An 18,350-nucleotide genomic window follows, 5' to 3' on the forward strand; every position below is an offset into this window, starting at 1 on the left:
CTTTTTTGTTTACCTTAACTTTTACCACTCGTCAAAAGCCTGATCCCATTGGTCAAAACGGAATGTTACTTGCGGAGATCCCTGCTTATTTTTAATCTATGAAAAGAATCGTGCTCCTCCTGATCTTGAGTTTTGTTGGTAATCTCAGCAGCTTTGCCCAGATCCCAATTGATACTATAAGCTATATCAAAAACAATCCTCTCCTTTATTCATTGGTAATTTCAAAGAACGATAAGATCATCCACCAGCAGTATTTTAATGGACAGGATAGTACTACCCTGTTTAATGACCAGTCGCTTACCAAGAGTGTTACTGCTTTGCTCATTGGTATTGCTATTGATAAAGGCTATATCAGATCGGTAGATGAAAAAGTAGCCGATTTTTTCCCGAAACTGAAAACAGATACTGATAAACGGAAACAGGATATCACCATTAGGCAGGTCATGAACCAGGCCTCCGGTTTTAATCACGAAGGCGTAAATGTGGGCGCCTTACTAAACATTCCCGATCCATCGGGTTATGTGATCAATGCGCCGCTGGTTTCAGAACCCGGGAAAGTGTTCCGGTACAATAACGCGGCTACGCATTTGCTATCTGTCATCATTGCCAAAAGCACACATATGGATACCCGGGCTTTCGCCAAAAAATTCCTGTTCGATCCGCTGGGCATTACCCATTTCGACTGGAAAAAAATGAAAGACGGCTACTACGATGGCTGCGGACTGTTAAGCATCCGCCTGCGCTCCCTTGATATGCTGAAGTTGGGTAACCTGGTATTAAATAAAGGCGTATATCATCACCGGCAGATCGTTTCGGCCAAATGGATAGCTTCCATCATCAACCCCGAGGTCACCTACAAAACACCCTGGGGACTGGATAATTCCCTGTACGGCCTGTGTTGGTACCACGCCGACTACCAGGGGACAAAAATAACCTACGCCCTGGGCTGGGGAGGACAATTTATGTTCATCATCCCTTCTCTAAAAGCCGTCATCATGACCAACTCCAGCGTAGCCGATGCCACAGCCATTAAAGAAGCAGCATTGATCACCGGCAGGCTTTTGCCTGAATTGTTTAAGCAACTGCAAAACTAACCTGAGCTGGATTACTGTATAAAATATACCTTCTTTATCTTATTGTTTTCGATATGATAAATAGCTACGGCATCCAGTAGTTTGCCAGTGCCGGTTACACGCTCATGATCAATAACAACATTGCCTTTTACAATCCGTGACTGTATCTCACAGTGCAGGGCTGGTACATGCTCAAAAAATGCCGAATACAGGTTACGCATATTATCTTTTCCTTTGCCTATAAGCTTATCCGGAAAGGTATATAATTCTACATCATCGGCATAAGGTTCTAAGAACCCGTCGATATTCCGGAGGTTGTAGGCATTTAACTGGCGCTGCACCAGGGCCAACGGGGTTTCCTTAAGCAAAGTATCCGGCGAAAGGACATGACCTTTGTTAATCACCAGGCTTATTTTCTGCAGGTTTTCTAACTGCTCGGCGGGGTTGCCGTTGAGTAATACCAGGTCGGCTTTTTTGCCTTTTTCTATGCTGCCAAACTCCTTTTCTTTACCAATAGCTTTGGCCCCGTTAATAGTGGCCGATTGGATCACCTGCCAGTTGCTCATGCCGCTTTGCTGCATCGCCTTTAACTCCGTAAAAAGCGAAGAGGCATGTTGGGTACCGATATTACCCGCATCGGTGCCGGCGGCGATAATTACCCCGGCATCAGCCATTTTTTTAAGATTTACCATCCGGATAGAATCAGTTGTTGCCGCAGCACGCATCCGGGCTATTCCTAATGATTTATAACGACCGGTTAAAATAGTATCCGCTAAATGTTTCAGATCGCTGATGGAACCCAACTGTTCGGGGTTGGCCTGTATGAGTTCATCATAAGAGAAATTCTTTTTTTGCGAGAAAGTATTGAAATAGCCATCCATCACAATCAGTGTAGGGCAAAGCACTACTTTGTTTTTCTTGAGCAAGTTGATAAAATCGGCAGATACTACTTCGTCTTCCACCTCGTGAACCAGGTAGTCGCAACCACTTTCGACCGCCAGTTGCGCCGTTAGTCTTTCAGTCGCGTGTACAGCCACCCGCAGGTGATTTTTATGCGCCTCGTCAATAATGGCTTTTACCGCGGGCTGGTACTTTTTGGCTTCTTCCTCTTTATTTTTCCCGAGCACGATGTACCAGATCTTGATAAAATCCGGGCGATGCGGTAATTGCTTTGCTAACAGATCGGTTGCCTCGGCGGTATTGCTAAATAGGTTAAATGGTTCGTCGTTTCCCAGGTTTTTATAAACTTCCGGTTCATAGGTGGTTAATAATGGCCCCGCCATGTAGACAGCCGGTGCGTAACTTTTATTGGCGAAACTATCGCGCTGGGCTAGGTAGTTAAAGTTTGCGCCGGGATCAATAACCGTGGTGATGCCCGCACGGGTATAGCAGCGCAGAAAATCTTCCATATGCTGATGGGTCCAGGCTGTTTCTTTTTCGTAGGGCATATATTTTTGCAGGGCGATAGCATCGGGTCGGGCATACAGACCACCACTTTGGAAAAAATGCACATGGGAGTCGGTAAGTCCAGGCATCAGGAATTTTCCCTCACCATTGATCACCGTGGCGTTTCCCGGGATCTTTACGGTTGCCGGATAGATCCCCGAAATGATATCACCCGCGATGGCTACCGTTCGCCCGGGTAATAGTTTATTTTGAGTAACATCAACCAGGGTTACATTTTTAATATAGGTTTGACAGAGCCCGGGCAGGGTATACATGACCGCGATAAAGAACAGGCCGAATTTTGTTTTCATAGGTTTTTATTAAGATAAGCTAGATGGCAAATGCTAATTTAATATTTATAAAACAGATGTAGTAATGGGTAGCGGAATTTCCAGAGCGGGAGGCAGCCGAAAAACTTTTTAAACCTTAAATTTTAACACTTTTTTAGTCAAAACAGGATGAAAACGCTTGATTATTGCCCATTTTAACAAAGTTTTAACGCTATTTTAACACTTTTTAACAAATTTTTTGCATGTTTTGAAAGGTTTAAAAAGTATTAATCTGTTGATAGTCAAATAACTATGTTAAAAATGGTCGATTTTGGGCTCTTTTTACCCTTAAGCAAACAGCCCGGTTTTCCTTTTTGATCAGGAAAACCGGGCTGCTGTATATACAAATATACGGAATATTGGGCGTAATACCTAAGACCGGGAAATGTCAATTGCTCCCCTCGAACTCCTCCTCCACGCTTTCCCGCAGGTCATATAGCAGCCATTGTTTTTTGGCGATGGAGCCTGCTTCTGATTTTAATAATTTGATAAAATCGTTTACGCCGGTGGGTTCGTTGCCATTGCCATGGATCAGCACAATGCTGCCGGCCTGTGGTTGTTGACCTTTGGCCAGCCAGGCATCCGTGCCAATGGGGATCAGGCCATAGTCGGTTAGTTTATATACCAGTTGCTGGTCCGACACCAAACCCGGAAACCTAAAAAATACCGATGGCAGCAGACCGTTTTTGAGCATGGCCTTTTCGGTTTCCAGGATTTCGTAATTCATATCGGTACCCGGCTCCAGCAAAAAGTTTTCTTTGAGCGGTGCTTTCGCGCTTACCCGGTGATTAAAAGAGTGGTTGATCCAGGTAATGTAGATCTCATGTTTGGCCTGCATTTGTTTGAGCCATTCCAGGTCCTGCGGATGTTGGCGCATCCAAACGCCGGTAACCGAAAGGGCGATGGGTGCCGGGCGTTCCACTTTCTGGAACTCCGTAAAAATGTCGGTAAATATGCGCCTGTCGAGCGGGCGGTGCGAGGGACAAAGATCGGCCGTTAAGCTGATGCCTGTTTCTTTGGGGATGCCGCTCTCAATACCTGCATCCTGCAGGGCTACCGATTGCTTTTCGGACCTGCGAAGTGCTTTTTGGTAAGGTGTGTTTTTGAAAAAATCGCGGGCTTCGGTGATGCTCATGGGTTTCACCTGGTAAAAGCCGGGCTCATCAATCTTGGTCACCAGGGTTTGCGGATTTACCAGCAGGTAGTAGGTTTTGCCTTCGTTCTCAAACTGGCGCAGTATCATCCAATCCTGCGGGGCATGGTGCGCCCAGCCATAAAATGGTTTGTAATTTTCTATTTTACGGTAATTGGCTTGCGCGGCAACCTTATATTGTAGACTGCCTAAGATCAATATAAGGAGCAGGTATTTAAGAAGGGGTTTGTTCATGCTTATTCAAATTCCAGTTTTTGCCTGTAAGTATAGCGGTTATTACCAATATCAGCATAAAAATAATGACCAATACCGGGGTCATTTGCTTAATAAAGTAAAATGTGTTCATTTCCTGATCTGGAGTGGATTTGGGCAATGCCGATAGTGGCGGGTAAATTGTCCAACCGGGTTTGGGTACCAGGTTAAGTAAGGTTGAGAAAGGGTATAATGTAATAAGGAATAAAAAATTGGCTATTATCAATATCAGGTTTTGCAGCCTTCGTTTATAGCGATAAAAAAACTCGGCAATCAAATAGGTTACGGTGGTAAGCAGTAAAAATGCCGGAATAGTAATAGTCGATCTTTTAATAACGAAATAAGTATCAGGGAAATTAAGTTCAAGGGAGCCTTTACTATCCCATGAGCCGGACAATAAACACATCAGTAACCACGTAACTATATAAATGACAAATAATTTAACAACGTCTGTGATAATGGTTTTAAGTTTCATAACTTAAATATAAAACTTAGTAAATAAGATTAGGTTTATTATTGTATAAAGGATGTATTAACTTTGAACCATGACCCGCTTATCTGTCAATATCAATAAAATAGCTACACTGCGCAATTCGCGCGGTGGTAACAATCCCGACCTGATACAAGTTGCCAAAGATTGCGAGCGCTTTGGCGCCCAGGGCATCACCGTACACCCCCGGCCCGACGAAAGACACATCCGCTATAATGATGTTTTTGAACTGAAAAAGATAGTGACCACCGAGTTTAATATCGAAGGCAATTGCCAGGAACAAAAGTTTATTGACCTGGTGCTGGCCAATAAGCCTGAGCAGGTGACCCTGGTGCCCGATGTATTGGGGCAGATCACCTCCAACCATGGCTGGGACACGATAACGAATTATCATTATTTGAAAGATATGATAGCGGTTTTTAAAGAAGCCGGGATCCGCGTATCGATATTTGTTGACCCGATTGCTAAAATGGTGGAGGGTGCCGCCAAAACCGGTACCGACCGTATTGAGCTATACACGGAAGGCTATGCTACGCATTATCACCAGGGCCGGGAACTGGCCATTGCGCCATATATAGAAGCCGCCGAAGTCGCGCAGGCCGCAGGCCTGGGTATCAATGCCGGGCACGATCTTGATTTGAACAACCTGAAATATTTTGCCGAGCTGGTTCCCGGATTGCAGGAAGTAAGCATAGGCCACGCGCTCATCAGCGACGCGCTTTATTACGGTCTGGAAAACACCATTCAGCAATACCTGCGGCAGTTGGTGCCAGTGGAGATTGAGTAATTTTTGATTTTTTCACTTTTGTTTGTTTTTTAAAGGTGTTCAAGAGGGCTACGCCGTTCGGATTTATTTTTTGTTCTTTCCAAAGGGTGTCATGCTGAGCACCGTCGAAGCATGGTGGGCAGGCCTCTACACTCGACCCTTCGACGGTGCTCAGGGTGACACCCCACTTTTTTGACAATATTAAAAGCTTCCTGCCCCTGAGGCTAATTCCGAAATCGAACATCCGAATTCCGAAATTCCACCTCCCCTGTAAATCCTTTGTCAATAATATATTAGAGAATTGTTACTCATGTTGTAAAACTGTACCTTTGCGCTAAATTTAGAGGGACACTTGATTCATGATGTTGAACGCAGACTACCAGGAGAAGTTTCAGTCGAGACATATTGCTCCAAATGAGGCCGATACGGCAAAAATGTTAAAAACTGTCGGTGTAAATTCACTGGATGAATTAATATCGCAAACCGTGCCTGACAGGATCAGGTTGAAAGCTCCGCTTAACTTACCGCCCGCCAAAAGCGAATTTGATTACCTGAACACTTTAAAGCAAACCGCTTCAAAGAACAAAGTTTTCAAATCATACATCGGTAAAGGTTATTACGATGTTATTGTGCCGGGAGTAATTCAACGCAACATCCTGGAAAACCCGGGTTGGTACACGCAGTACACCCCTTATCAGGCCGAGATCGCGCAAGGTCGTTTACAGGCATTGCTTAACTTCCAGACCATGGTCATCGACCTTACTGGGATGGAAATTGCCAATGCTTCGTTATTGGACGAAGGTACTGCGGCTGCCGAAGCGATGTTTATGCAGTACAGTCTGCGTAAAAACAGTAACGCCAATATTTTCTTCGTATCTGAGGAGTTGTTCCCTCAAACTATTGATATTTTAAAAACCCGTTCAGAACCTTATGGTATTGAACTGCAAATAGGTGACCACCGTACAGTAGAGTTAACCGAGAATATGTTCGGCGCTATTGTACAGTACCCGGCAGGTAACGGTGCGGTTTATAACTATGCCGACTTTGCCGCTAAAGGACATGAAAAAGGCATTAAACTAACCGTTGTTGCCGATATCATGAGCCTGGTGCTGTTAACGCCTCCGGGCGAATGGGGCGCCGATATTGTGGTAGGTTCTTCACAACGTTTTGGCGTACCTATGGGCTTTGGTGGTCCGCATGCCGCGTTTTTTGCTACTAAAGAAGAATACAAACGCTCTATCCCGGGTCGTATCATCGGTGTAACGATCGATAGTGCTGGTAACTACGCTCTGCGTATGGCCCTGCAAACCCGCGAGCAGCACATCCGCCGCGATAAAGCAACTTCAAATATTTGTACCGCGCAGGCTTTACTGGCTATTATGGCTGGTATGTATGCGGTATATCATGGTCCGCAAGGGGTTAAATTAATTGCCGAGCGTATCCACGGTCTTACTGTTTTATTGGCCAAAGCCCTTGGCGAATTAGGTTACGAGCAACTGAACGAATCATACTTTGATACCTTAAAGTTTGATGTTGCCCACTTAGCCGGTCCTATCCATTCAGAGGCTTTAAACAACGAAATGAACCTGAGCTATAACGGTTCGGTGGTTACCATTTCGCTTGATGAAACTACTTCTGTGGAAGATGTTAAAACGCTGGTTAGGTTTTTTGCCAAAGTAAAAGGCAAATCGCTTACCGATGTCAATATCGACGAGCTGAAAGCTAATCTGCAAACGGTTATCCCGGCCGATCTGCAACGTCAGTCGGCTTATTTAACGCACGCCATATTCAATACGCACCATTCAGAGCATGAAATGCTGCGTTATATCAAATCATTGGAAACCAAAGATCTTTCGCTTTGCCATTCCATGATCGCTTTGGGTTCATGTACCATGAAACTGAACGCTACTACCGAAATGGTGCCGGTTACCTGGGCCGAGTTTAGCAAGATCCATCCATTTGCTCCTGCCGACCAGGTAGGCGGTTATATGCAGCTGTTTGACGAGATCAACAACTGGCTGAGCGAGATCACCGGTTTCGCGGCCATGAGCTTACAGCCAAACGCTGGTGCACAGGGCGAATACGCCGGTTTAATGGTTATCCGCGCTTATCATCATGACCGTGGCGATCATCACCGTAACATCGCTTTGATCCCATCATCGGCACACGGTACCAACCCTGCTTCAGCAGCTATGGCCGGTATGAAGATCGTGGTAGTAAAATGCGATGATAACGGTAACATTGATGTGGCTGATATGAAAGCCCGTGCTGAGCAATATAAAGATGAACTTTCCTGCTTAATGGTTACTTACCCATCTACCCACGGGGTATTTGAAGAATCGATCATCGAGATCTGTGATATTATACACCAGAACGGTGGCCAGGTTTATATGGATGGCGCCAACATGAACGCACAGGTAGGCCTGACAAGTCCGGCCAATATCGGTGCCGATGTTTGCCACCTCAACCTGCACAAAACCTTCTGTATCCCACACGGTGGTGGTGGCCCGGGTATGGGTCCTATCGGTGTAGCTAAACACCTGGTTCCTTATTTGCCGGGTCATGCGGTGGTTGATATCGACAGGGGTAAATCTATCCACGCGGTATCAGCAGCTCCTTGGGGTTCAGCTTCTATCCTGATCATATCACACGCTTATATCGCGATGATGGGCGGCGATGGTTTAACCAATGCCACACGTTATGCTATTTTGAACGCCAACTATATCAAAGCACGCCTGCAGGATCACTTCCCGGTATTATACACCGGCGCCAATGGTCGTTGCGCACACGAGATGATACTGGATTGCCGCTCATTTAAATCGTTTGGTATTGAAGTAACTGATATCGCCAAACGTTTGATGGATTATGGTTTCCACGCGCCAACAGTATCGTTCCCGGTTGCTGGTACCGTTATGGTTGAGCCAACCGAATCGGAACCAAAGCATGAGCTTGACCGTTTCTGTGACGCCATGATCGCTATCCGCCACGAAATTGCTGAGGTGGCAGAAGGCGTATCAGATAAAACAGACAATCCTTTAAAAAATGCCCCGCATACTGCTGCTGTAATTACCGGCAACGAATGGGAGCATAGCTATACCCGTCAAAAAGCGGCATTCCCGCTTCCTTATGTGGCCGCTTACAAATTCTGGCCATCTGTGGGCAGGGTTAATGATACACATGGCGACCGGACATTGATTTGCTCATGCCCGCCGCTGGAAGATTATGCTTTTGAAGAAAGCGTGATAGAATAGATGTGCAAATGTGCGGATGTGCAGATGTGCGGATGTGCAAATGAAAAATAAAATAAGCAAGTTTTAAATGAGTGGATGGTTACAAAGATCATCCACTCATTTAGTTAATTACTGGATGAGACTCCATTTGCACATCCGCACATCTTTAAGCATATCTGCACATCCTTCTTCATCTCTTCTTTTTAGTCATTTAGTTGGCGGCTGGTCATTTTATTCACTGATTCTTTTTGGAGCATTGTTTACGTGTATATTAAACTTTCAATACACCAATAGCTTTTTATTGGATAGTTAAAATTTGGATTTGATATTTTAAATATTTGATTTTTAGCTTTTTTAGCACTATTTTTATTATTCGAGAAGAAATTTACTGAAACGCTATTGAAAAAATTCGATACACTTTTGCCTGATGTTTTTACTGGAAAAAGTTGGTCGACATAAAATAAACACCCCACTTTGTGGTTATTAATACACCCGGTTAAAACAATACCAGGCTTAACAACTTATAGGAATATAACTTTTTAATTTCACGTAGCGTATAAGTATATCTATAACAAAGCACATCTATTTTAAATGCCTTATGACCATTAATGATAAACCTGTGAGTGTATTGTTAATTGATGATGATGAGATCAATAATTTCATCTCCATTAAATTAATAAAAAAAGCGTTGCTTAATACGGAGATCATGGCGTGTTTAAACGGAAAATTCGCCATTGAACAATTATCCGATATACAACGGAAAGATCCTGCAAAAATGCCCGATTATATTTTGCTGGACATTAATATGCCTATTATGAATGGCTGGGAATTTTTAGATGAGTTTAAGCGCCTGAATATCGATCCGCAGGGCAAAAGCAAAATCTATATCATTTCATCATCGGTGTTCAGTAATGATATAAACAAAGCCAAATCATATCCGCTGGTAAAAGACTTTATATCAAAGCCCCTTAACGTCGAAAAAATAAAAGAACTTTTTGAAGTAGGCGCCCACAACTAAGCGGGCTCAACTTTAAAATGTTCGTCATTACGCGTTACATTACCGATAGCAAAAGATTTAGCATGATAAAACAGGCAGATCCAACCTTCCCCTGCTGCCTTTTTTCCATACTCTTCGCGTAACTGCATCGCCTTACGGCCATCCATATCATATTTGGCAATAAACTTTCTGATCAGCTGCTCGGGTTCGGGCAGTTCATCGCCTCCAAAAAATACTTTTTTACCTTCCAGTTCTATCCAGAATACCTGGTGATAAGGGCAATGCCCTCCCGAATGTTCATACCTGATACCCGGCTGCAATTCTCCGCTACCTTCCACAAAAGTAATATTGACTCCCTGGAGCGCTTCAAATATTTCTTTATGATATGATGAGGATTTACCTGCCAAACCGGTTTCCCATTCCTGGCGTTGTATTACATGTTGTGCCTGCGGAAAGCTGGGCTCCAGTTTTCCGTTCCGTTCCACAACCAAACCGCCAGAGTGATCATAGTGCAGGTGCGACATCAGTACCAGGGTAACATCCTCCGGATCAAAACCGGCGTTGCGGATGTTTTGGTGCAGCAATAATTCGTCCCGTGTATCTTTAAAACCAAGCCCGGTATCCAGCACGATCAGGTCATGATCTGTTTTGATCAGGAAAGGGTTAACGTGGATAAATAAAGACGCGGGGCGATCTTTCGGATTATCGGTTTGTGGATCAAAAGGAATAAATTTCTTACTTGCATCAACCGAATAAGAGCCCTCACCTAACGCGAAAATTTCCATTTTTTTAGTATCAAGTCGTTAGTATCAAGTATCACGACAAAAAACTTTGCAAGTATTCAAAAATCTTGATACTTGATACTAGCTACTTGATACTAACTATAGTTATCTTTACTGTTTTTATTTGCAAATGTATGAATAAACGCTGGACGGTAAGGGATAATGCTGATCATGAAGTAGTCAAAAAATTAGCTGACGACCTGAATATTGATGCCGTTTTAAGTACTCTGCTGGTTAACAGGGGGATAGGTACATTTGATGAGGCGCGTTACTTTTTCAGGCCCGATATTTTGCACCTGCATGACCCTTTCCTGATGAAGGATATGGAAAAGGCTATTGAACGGATTAACAATGCCATAGCCGCAGGTGAAAAGATACTGATCTTTGGTGATTATGATGTGGATGGCACCACTGCTGTTGCTACCGTATACAGCTTTTTTAAGGAGCGGTACGAAAACCTGGAATATTATATCCCCGATCGTTATAAAGAAGGTTATGGGATATCAACCCAGGGTATCGATTATGCTGCTGATAATGGTTTTACCCTCATCATAGCGTTGGACTGCGGTATTAAATCGGTTGATAAAATTGATTATGCCAATACCCGTGGGGTTGATTTTATTATTTGCGACCACCACCTTCCGGGTGCCGAACTGCCAGCAGCCATAGCGATACTTGATCCTAAACGGCATGATTGCGAATATCCCTATAAAGAACTCTCGGGTTGCGGTATCGGCTTTAAGCTGATACAGGCTTATGCCGAAACACACGATATTCCTTTTGAGGAAGTTGCCCGTTATCTAGACCTGGCGGCCATCAGCATATCTTGTGATATTGTACACATTACCGGCGAAAACCGTACGCTGGCTCATTTCGGTTTGCAAAAGATCAATACCGATCCTTGTATGGGGGTTAAAATCCTGGTGGAAATTGCCGGTAGAACGGGTAACAACCTTAGCATATCGGATGTTGTGTTTTTGTTAGGTCCCCGTATCAATGCTGCCGGCAGGATAGATGATGCCAAACACGCGGTTGAACTATTGATTGCCTGCGACGAAAAACTGGCCCGCGAAAAAGGCATGATGATCAACACTCATAACGCCGAACGAAAGGGGCACGATCTGGATATTACGGGTGAGGCTTTAAATATGATCGATAATGACGAGGAGTTGATCGGTCGTAAGTCAACAGTGGTTTTTAATGAGCATTGGCATAAAGGGGTTATTGGTATTGTGGCATCGCGCCTTACCGAAAAATATTACCGGCCAACCATTGTACTCACCCGCTCCAACGGGCATGTGGCAGGGTCGGCCCGCTCGGTATTAGGATATGATCTTTATGAGGCTTTGTGCGAGTGTAAAGACTTGCTCATTCAGTTTGGTGGCCACAAGTATGCTGCCGGCTTAACCATGGAGCCCGAAAACGTGGAAGCCTTTAAAGCGCGCTTTGAAGAAGTGGTAAGCGCGACCATCTCGCCTGAACAATTGATACAGCAGATACAAATTGACGCCGAATTACGTTTAAGCCAGATAGAACCAAAATTTTTCCGGATCCTGAACCAGTTTGCACCGTTCGGGCCCGAGAATATGTCACCGGTTTTCATCAGTAAAAATGTGTATGTTAGTGGCAATGCCGCTTTGGTGGGTGCTGCCCATATTAAAATGTCGGTAATGCAGGAAGGCTCGGCAGCGTTTGATTGTATCGCCTTTAACCATGGCGAATACCTGCAGCAGCTAAAGCCAGGTGTACCGTTTGACATCTGCTACAGCATTGAAGAAAACGTATGGCGCGAAAGGCGCACTATACAGTTGAATATAAAAGGAATAAGGATATAACCCCACCCAACCCTCCCCGGAAGGGAGGGCTTTAAAAAATAAGAAAATCAAAAGTCTCCTCCTTCGGGGGAGATTATTACATGAGGGCTTCGCCGTTTAGAGGGGGTAATTGAATTTGCAACATGATATTAAGAGCAGATAATTTAGTAAAAAAATATAAACAGCGTACGGTTGTTAACGATGTATCGTTTGAGGTATCGCAAGGCGAGATAGTAGGTTTGCTTGGGCCGAACGGTGCCGGTAAAACTACTTCGTTTTATATGATCGTTGGGTTGATAAAACCTAATGAAGGCGTTATTCACCTGGATGATCAAAACATTACCCAAGACCCGATGTATCGCCGGGCGCAAAAGGGTATCGGTTACCTGGCCCAGGAAGCATCGGTATTCCGCAAGCTCTCTGTAGAAGATAATATTAAAGCAGTGCTGGAAATGGGCAAGATGACCAAAGAAAGGCAACGCGAAAAACTGGAAGAGCTCATTGACGAATTTAGTTTGCACAAGGTTCGTAAGAACCGGGGCGACCTGTTATCGGGTGGCGAACGCCGTCGTACCGAAATTGCCCGTGCCCTGGCTGCCGAGCCCAACTTTATTTTACTGGATGAGCCCTTTGCCGGGGTGGACCCGATAGCGGTAGAGGAGATCCAGGCTATGGTGGCTAAGTTAAGGCACCGTAACATCGGTATCCTGATAACGGATCACAACGTACAGGAAACATTGTCCATTACAGACCGTGCTTACCTGCTTTTTGAAGGTAAAATACTGGAATCGGGTGTTCCGGAGGTGCTGGCTGAAAATGAAATGGTGCGTAAAGTATACCTGGGATCGAATTTTGTTTTGAAAAGAAAAGTATTTCCGCAGTAAAAGAGGCAAGAGCCAAGAATCAAGAAAATAATAATAATAATAATAAGTTGAAAGGTTTTTATGTTTAACTGAAATTTTTCATATCTTGATTCTTGACTCTAGCCTCTTGATTCTATTCCACAACCCATGACGATCTTTAATTCGGTATTCACCTGGTTCATGAAAAAGCGTATTCATCAGATAGAGCTTTTTATGAAGTACCCCAACGAGGTGCAGGAGGAGTGGTTTGAGCAACTGATATCTGGCGCCGAAAACACCGAATGGGGGCGCAAATATCAGTATAAAAGCATCGATAACCTCAATCAGTTTAAAGAACGGGTACCTATACAAAGCTATGATACGCTTAAACCCTATATCGAGCGTATGCTCATGGGCGAAAAAAATGTATTGTGGCCCTCTGAGATCCGCTGGTTTGCCAAATCATCAGGTACCACCAACGACAGGAGTAAATTCATCCCCGTGAGTGAGGAGGCGTTAGAGGAATGCCACTTCAAAGGCGGTAAAGACCTGCTCACTATTTATTTTAATAACCAGCCCAATGCCCGCATGTTCACCGGGAAGATCCTGACGCTTGGCGGTAGTCACCAGATGAGCCAGCTGAGTGCCGATACTTCTTTTGGCGATCTTTCGGCAGTGATCATGAAAAACCTGCCCCTTTGGGCCGAGTTTCACCGCACCCCCGATCTGGACATCGCCTTGCTGGAAAATTTTGAGGAAAAAATTGAGAAGATAGCACAGGCCACCAAGGATGTGAATGTAACCAGCATCAGCGGCGTCCCCACCTGGAACCTGGTACTGTTTAAACGCATACTGGAAATTACCGGCAAAAAAAACCTACTCGAAGTATGGCCCAACCTGGAGATGTACTTTCACGGAGCGGTTAATTTTACTCCATATCGCGAGCAGTTTAAATTGCTGATCCCAAGCGATGATATGTACTACCTGGAGAATTATAATGCCTCAGAAGGCTTCTTTGGTATCCAGGATACCAAAGAGCCGGGCGATATGTTGCTGATGCTGGACTATGGTATATTCTACGAGTTTTTGCCCCTGGAAAACCTGCACGACGATGACCCTAAAACGCTCACGCTTGATGAGGTGGAACTGGACAAGAACTATGCCCTCATTATCACCACCAACGCCGGCCTGTGGCGTTATATGATCGGCGATACTATCAGGTTTTCGTCCTTAGCGCCATTCCGTATACAAGTAACCGGGCGTACCAAACATTACATCAATGCCTTTGGCGAAGAGGTGATCATTGACAATGCCGAACGAGCGCTGGAAGAGGCCTGTCGCCAAACAGGCGCCATTATCAGGGAATATACGGCAGCCCCTGTCTACTTTAATGGTAATGATTGCGGAGCGCATGAATGGATCATTGAGTTTGAAAAGAAACCCGCCGAATTTGAACGTTTTGTCGACCTGCTTGATGAAACCTTGCGCCGCATCAATTCCGACTATGATGCCAAGCGTTTTAAAGATATGGCCCTGCGCCGCCCTATTGTACGTCGCGCCCCCGAAGGCACTTTTTTCAACTGGATGAAAGAAAAAGGTAAACTGGGCGGTCAGCATAAAGTACCCCGCCTGGCCAACAACCGCGAATACATCGATGCCATCTTAAAAATGATGGAGCCGGTGAGTGGATAGAGGTAAGGAATTTGAATCAAGAGATAAGAGCCAGGAATCAAGACGCGTGTGGCCTGTGAGGTGATGGCTTGTGCTTATATGCCAGGTATTGAAGGCACAAGTCAGCTTTTGTTCGCAAAGTCACTGTACACAAGATTTGCGTCAAAAGCGAAATAGATAACTTCCTCCCTTTTGGCTAAAGCCCTTTCCTATTTTACTTGTTATCCGTTGGTTAAAACCAACGGCAATGGATGATCAATCTGTCTGTTATTCATTGCCGTCCCATTTATGGGACGGATAATGAAAATATTTGTGGGCTTTAGCCAAATAGCAATCTTCCACTGGCCGTATTAATGAGTATTTGTTAATAATTACAAATACAGTATCTTTAACATTAAGTAAACCAATAGATTAAACCTAAATCTTATCCACATGGACTTTAAAGACCAAATATTACAGCTTGCAGCGCGCGCTGAAAAAATGCTCCCACAAATTCAAACCGAAGAAGCTACCAAGAACGCATTAATTATGCCCTTTATACAGATAATGGGTTATGATGTATTTAATCCCTCTGAAGTTAACCCCGAATTTATTGCTGATATAGGTATAAAAAAAGGAGAAAAGGTTGATTATGCTATCATGAAAGATGGTGAGCCGGCTATTTTAATAGAATGTAAACATCATCTCGAAAATCTTGATCCGCATAACTCGCAGTTGTTTAGATATTTTCATACAACAAAAGCCAAATTTGGATTATTGTCAAACGGGATGACCTATCGGTTTTATACAGACCTGGTTGAGAAAAATAAAATGGATACTACGCCATTTTTTGAATTTAAACTAACTGAGATCAAAGAGGTTGAAATTGCAGAGTTAAAGAAATTTCATAAATCCTATTTTGATGAAGAGAACATAACAAATACGGCAAGCGAGCTTAAATATCTTAACGAGTTAAAAGTAATTCTTAATAAAGAGATAGAATCACCTTCTGAAAATTTTGTGGCATTTTTTACCAAACAAATTTATCCAGGGGTACTAACAGCAAAAGTTAAAGAGCAATTTATACCTATTGTTAAACGATCATTTAATCAATTGATAAATGATACGATAAATGAACGATTAAAATCTGCGTTGAATCAAGAAAAGAAAAAGGATAGCGAAGAAGCAACAAAGGTTGAAGAGGCTCAGGAAAAGGCTGCAACTAATATCATTACAACAGAAGAAGAGCTTGAAGGGTTTTATATCGTAAAGTCGATATTAAGACAAACTATTGAATCTACAAGAATTACATTTAGAGACGCTCAATCTTATTTTGCTATTTTACTTGATGACAATAACAGAAAAACGATCTGCCGTTTGTATCTGAACAGCAAAAAGCATCTTGTTGTACTTGATGAAAGTAAAAAAGAGATCAAATATGACATTAACGGAATAGATGACATATTTAAGTACGCTGATATACTCATAAAAACAACAGAAAAACTAAATAAAAAATAATTGAGTCATTTAGCAGGAATCGCGTGCTATAGTGTAGAAAATCAAAAACTGAAAAGTCATGCCGAATTTATTTCGGCATCTCACTTGCACAGTTACAGATAAGCATGGTTTTAAACCTGCTAATGGGATGCTGAAACAAGTTCAGCATGACAAATTCTGGTTATAGCATCCAACACAAAAAAGCCCTGCATAAATGATATGCAGGGCCCATAGTAATATGATAATAGGTCAGTTATGACATTTTTAGCTTCTTTTGAATGTCGGCAACATAACCTTTAAATTTCTTATCGGTATCAATAAGGTCCTCAACGGTTTGGCAGGCGTATATTACGGTAGAGTGATCACGGCCGCCAAAGAAGTGGCCGATTGATTTTAATGAACTTTTGGTGTGGGCTTTGGCCAGGTACATGGATATTTGACGGGCCTGTACAATTTCGCGTTTGCGGGTTTGTGATTTTACCATTTCAATAGGTACTTCAAAATACTCGCAAACCAGGCTTTGGATATACTCCATCGAAATTTCTTTGGATGAGTTTTTCACAAAGTTCTTGAGCATTTGCTTGGCCAGATTCAGGTCGATCTCCTTGCGGTTCAGCGTTGACTGTGCAAGCAGGGATACCATGGCGCCTTCCAGCTCACGTACATTGTTATCAATGTTGTGCGCTACGTACTCAATTACATCGTTCGAAAGCTCAATGCCATCCTGATAGATCTTGTTTTTGAGGATAGCCATGCGGGTTTCCAGATCAGGGATCTGCAGATCGGCAGATAAGCCCCATTTAAATCTTGAAAGCAAACGTTCCTCTAAACCAGCCAGATCCTTAGGCGCTTTATCTGATGTAATGATCAGTTGTTTGCCTGATTGATGTAGATGGTTAAAGATGTGGAAGAAGAAATCCTGCGTTTTTTCTTTACCGGCAAAGTTGTGCACATCATCCATGATCAGTACATCAATAGCCTGGTAAAAGTTCACAAAATCATTAATGTTATTATGTTTAAGCGCGTCAACAAATTGTTGGGTAAATTTTTCGCACGATACATAAAGTACCAGTTTATCGGGCAATGAGCGCTTTATTTCGTTACCAATGGCCTGGGCCAGGTGGGTTTTACCTAAACCAACACCGCCATATATCATTAAAGGATTAAAAGAAGTGCCACCGGGTTTTGCAGCAACGGCATAACCGGCAGAGCGGGCTAAACGGTTGCAATCACCTTCAACAAAGTTTTCAAAGGTGTAGTTCCTGTTTAGCTGCGGATCAACATTTAATTTTTTCAAGCCGGGGATCACAAAAGGATTTTTAATGTCCTTATTGATCGAGATAGGGATCGGCATTGACTGATTTTTGGACTCGGCACCATTTCCGTTCGAAGGCATATTAGTGGTGTATGGTTTACTTGATGATTGCTCCACAACTATATTATACTCTAAACGCCCTTCGTCGCCTAATTGTTTTTTTATTGTTTTGCGCAGTAAGCCTACATAGTGCTCCTCGAGCCACTCGTAAAAGAATAAACTTGGTACCTGTATCGTAAGAACGCTTCCTTCCATGCGTAAAGCTTTTATTGGCTCGAACCAAGTTTTAAAGCTTTGTGCTGGGATGTTATCTTTTATGATCTGGAGGCAGCTATTCCAAACGGTAGTACAGGTTTTTTCCATATAGATATTAGTAATATATTGATTTCCAACCCCCAGCGAAACAATTTTTGGGCCTGCTACGGAACATCGAATATTGCCAAAAAAAGCTTATAAAAAAATTAAATTTTCACTTTTTTGGCAAATAAATTTCTGGCATGATAATCAGCTTTTTAATGAAAAAAACTCATTAAATATTGATTTTTACGGCAAAAATTGCAATTATATTTCCGTTAGTCCCAATTAATATGAACCGATTAATTTAATAAAAAATCAGGATAATTACCAGGGGGATAATTATTTTTTATACGAGGGCATGCCACAATAGTTGAGCCAATTTGATGTTAACGCAACAGTTAAAAATTAATGTTCTGG

The 18,350-nt window shown here is 43.2% G+C and carries 13 protein-coding genes; 8 read left to right on the top strand and 5 right to left on the bottom strand.

Annotation, left to right across the window (positions count from 1 at the left end; genetic code table 11):
- Positions 1-98 precede the first annotated feature (98 nt).
- Positions 99-1,094 carry a serine hydrolase domain-containing protein gene (locus BLR84_RS15785; protein ID WP_090469969.1) on the top strand — a complete coding sequence of 332 codons (996 nt, stop codon included), beginning with the start codon at positions 99-101 and terminating at the stop codon, positions 1,092-1,094.
- A gap of 11 nt (positions 1,095-1,105) precedes the next feature.
- Here the strand turns inward: BLR84_RS15785 and BLR84_RS15790 are convergent, their stop codons facing one another.
- The 3 genes from BLR84_RS15790 to BLR84_RS15800 form a co-directional block, all read right to left on the bottom strand.
- Positions 1,106-2,830 carry an amidohydrolase family protein gene (locus BLR84_RS15790; protein ID WP_090469972.1) on the bottom strand — a complete coding sequence of 575 codons (1,725 nt, stop codon included), beginning with the start codon at positions 2,828-2,830 and terminating at the stop codon, positions 1,106-1,108.
- 406 nt (positions 2,831-3,236) lie between these two features.
- Positions 3,237-4,235: a polysaccharide deacetylase family protein gene (locus tag BLR84_RS15795; protein WP_090469976.1), complete on the bottom strand. Its 999-nt coding sequence runs from the start codon at positions 4,233-4,235 to the stop codon at positions 3,237-3,239.
- Entirely contained in the window at positions 4,216-4,728 is a 513-nt protein-coding gene (locus BLR84_RS15800; RefSeq protein ID WP_090469980.1) for a hypothetical protein, read from the bottom strand. The genes BLR84_RS15795 and BLR84_RS15800 overlap by 20 nt, the downstream gene beginning before the upstream one ends.
- A gap of 70 nt (positions 4,729-4,798) precedes the next feature.
- On the opposite strand from BLR84_RS15800, the gene BLR84_RS15805 reads away from it, so the two are divergent.
- The 3 genes from BLR84_RS15805 to BLR84_RS15815 all read left to right on the top strand — a co-directional run bounded on the left by BLR84_RS15805 (position 4,799) and on the right by BLR84_RS15815 (position 9,757).
- Positions 4,799-5,530: a pyridoxine 5'-phosphate synthase gene (locus tag BLR84_RS15805; RefSeq protein WP_090469983.1), complete on the top strand. Its 732-nt coding sequence runs from the start codon at positions 4,799-4,801 to the stop codon at positions 5,528-5,530.
- A gap of 338 nt (positions 5,531-5,868) precedes the next feature.
- On the top strand, positions 5,869-8,760 hold the full coding sequence (gcvP, locus tag BLR84_RS15810) for an aminomethyl-transferring glycine dehydrogenase (protein WP_090469987.1): 2,892 nt from the start codon (positions 5,869-5,871) through the stop codon (positions 8,758-8,760).
- A gap of 577 nt (positions 8,761-9,337) precedes the next feature.
- Entirely contained in the window at positions 9,338-9,757 is a 420-nt protein-coding gene (locus BLR84_RS15815; protein ID WP_076371791.1) for a response regulator, read from the top strand.
- Here the strand turns inward: BLR84_RS15815 and BLR84_RS15820 are convergent.
- On the bottom strand, positions 9,754-10,521 hold the full coding sequence (locus BLR84_RS15820; protein ID WP_090469990.1) for an MBL fold metallo-hydrolase: 768 nt from the start codon (positions 10,519-10,521) through the stop codon (positions 9,754-9,756). The two genes, BLR84_RS15815 and BLR84_RS15820, sit on opposite strands and share 4 nt — an antisense overlap.
- 131 nt (positions 10,522-10,652) lie before the next feature.
- On the opposite strand from BLR84_RS15820, the gene recJ reads away from it, so the two are divergent.
- The 4 genes from recJ to BLR84_RS15840 all read left to right on the top strand — a co-directional run bounded on the left by recJ (position 10,653) and on the right by BLR84_RS15840 (position 16,342).
- Positions 10,653-12,353 (top strand): single-stranded-DNA-specific exonuclease RecJ, encoded by a 1,701-nt coding sequence (gene recJ, locus BLR84_RS15825; RefSeq protein WP_090469993.1) that lies wholly within the window; start codon positions 10,653-10,655, stop codon positions 12,351-12,353.
- 122 nt (positions 12,354-12,475) lie between these two features.
- Positions 12,476-13,216 carry an LPS export ABC transporter ATP-binding protein gene (gene lptB / locus BLR84_RS15830; protein ID WP_090469995.1) on the top strand — a complete coding sequence of 247 codons (741 nt, stop codon included), beginning with the start codon at positions 12,476-12,478 and terminating at the stop codon, positions 13,214-13,216.
- A 126-nt stretch (positions 13,217-13,342) separates the two neighbouring features.
- Positions 13,343-14,866, top strand: coding sequence for a GH3 auxin-responsive promoter family protein (locus BLR84_RS15835; RefSeq protein WP_090469997.1), 1,524 nt, complete (start codon positions 13,343-13,345; stop codon positions 14,864-14,866).
- 411 nt (positions 14,867-15,277) lie between these two features.
- On the top strand, positions 15,278-16,342 hold the full coding sequence (locus BLR84_RS15840; protein WP_090470000.1) for a type I restriction endonuclease: 1,065 nt from the start codon (positions 15,278-15,280) through the stop codon (positions 16,340-16,342).
- A 232-nt stretch (positions 16,343-16,574) separates the two neighbouring features.
- On the opposite strand, the gene dnaA is transcribed toward BLR84_RS15840, so the two are convergent.
- Complete coding sequence (gene dnaA / locus BLR84_RS15845; RefSeq protein WP_076371801.1) at positions 16,575-17,999, bottom strand: chromosomal replication initiator protein DnaA; 1,425 nt, start codon at positions 17,997-17,999, stop codon at positions 16,575-16,577.
- Positions 18,000-18,350 lie beyond the last annotated feature (351 nt).

The sequence above is a fragment of the Mucilaginibacter sp. OK268 genome, assembly GCF_900103125.1.
Lineage (GTDB): Bacteria > Bacteroidota > Bacteroidia > Sphingobacteriales > Sphingobacteriaceae > Mucilaginibacter.

Bases quoted from the DNA above. Each gene is read 5' to 3' on its own strand.
- BLR84_RS15785 (WP_090469969.1), top strand. From the start codon at position 99: ATGAAAAGAATCGTGCTCCTCCTGATCTTGAGTTTTGTTGGTAATCTC.
- BLR84_RS15790 (WP_090469972.1), bottom strand. From the start codon at position 2,830: ATGAAAACAAAATTCGGCCTGTTCTTTATCGCGGTCATGTATACCCTG.
- BLR84_RS15795 (WP_090469976.1), bottom strand. From the start codon at position 4,235: ATGAACAAACCCCTTCTTAAATACCTGCTCCTTATATTGATCTTAGGC.
- BLR84_RS15800 (WP_090469980.1), bottom strand. From the start codon at position 4,728: ATGAAACTTAAAACCATTATCACAGACGTTGTTAAATTATTTGTCATT.
- BLR84_RS15805 (WP_090469983.1), top strand. From the start codon at position 4,799: ATGACCCGCTTATCTGTCAATATCAATAAAATAGCTACACTGCGCAAT.
- gcvP (WP_090469987.1), top strand. From the start codon at position 5,869: ATGATGTTGAACGCAGACTACCAGGAGAAGTTTCAGTCGAGACATATT.
- BLR84_RS15815 (WP_076371791.1), top strand. From the start codon at position 9,338: ATGACCATTAATGATAAACCTGTGAGTGTATTGTTAATTGATGATGAT.
- BLR84_RS15820 (WP_090469990.1), bottom strand. From the start codon at position 10,521: ATGGAAATTTTCGCGTTAGGTGAGGGCTCTTATTCGGTTGATGCAAGT.
- recJ (WP_090469993.1), top strand. From the start codon at position 10,653: ATGAATAAACGCTGGACGGTAAGGGATAATGCTGATCATGAAGTAGTC.
- lptB (WP_090469995.1), top strand. From the start codon at position 12,476: ATGATATTAAGAGCAGATAATTTAGTAAAAAAATATAAACAGCGTACG.
- BLR84_RS15835 (WP_090469997.1), top strand. From the start codon at position 13,343: ATGACGATCTTTAATTCGGTATTCACCTGGTTCATGAAAAAGCGTATT.
- BLR84_RS15840 (WP_090470000.1), top strand. From the start codon at position 15,278: ATGGACTTTAAAGACCAAATATTACAGCTTGCAGCGCGCGCTGAAAAA.
- dnaA (WP_076371801.1), bottom strand. From the start codon at position 17,999: ATGGAAAAAACCTGTACTACCGTTTGGAATAGCTGCCTCCAGATCATA.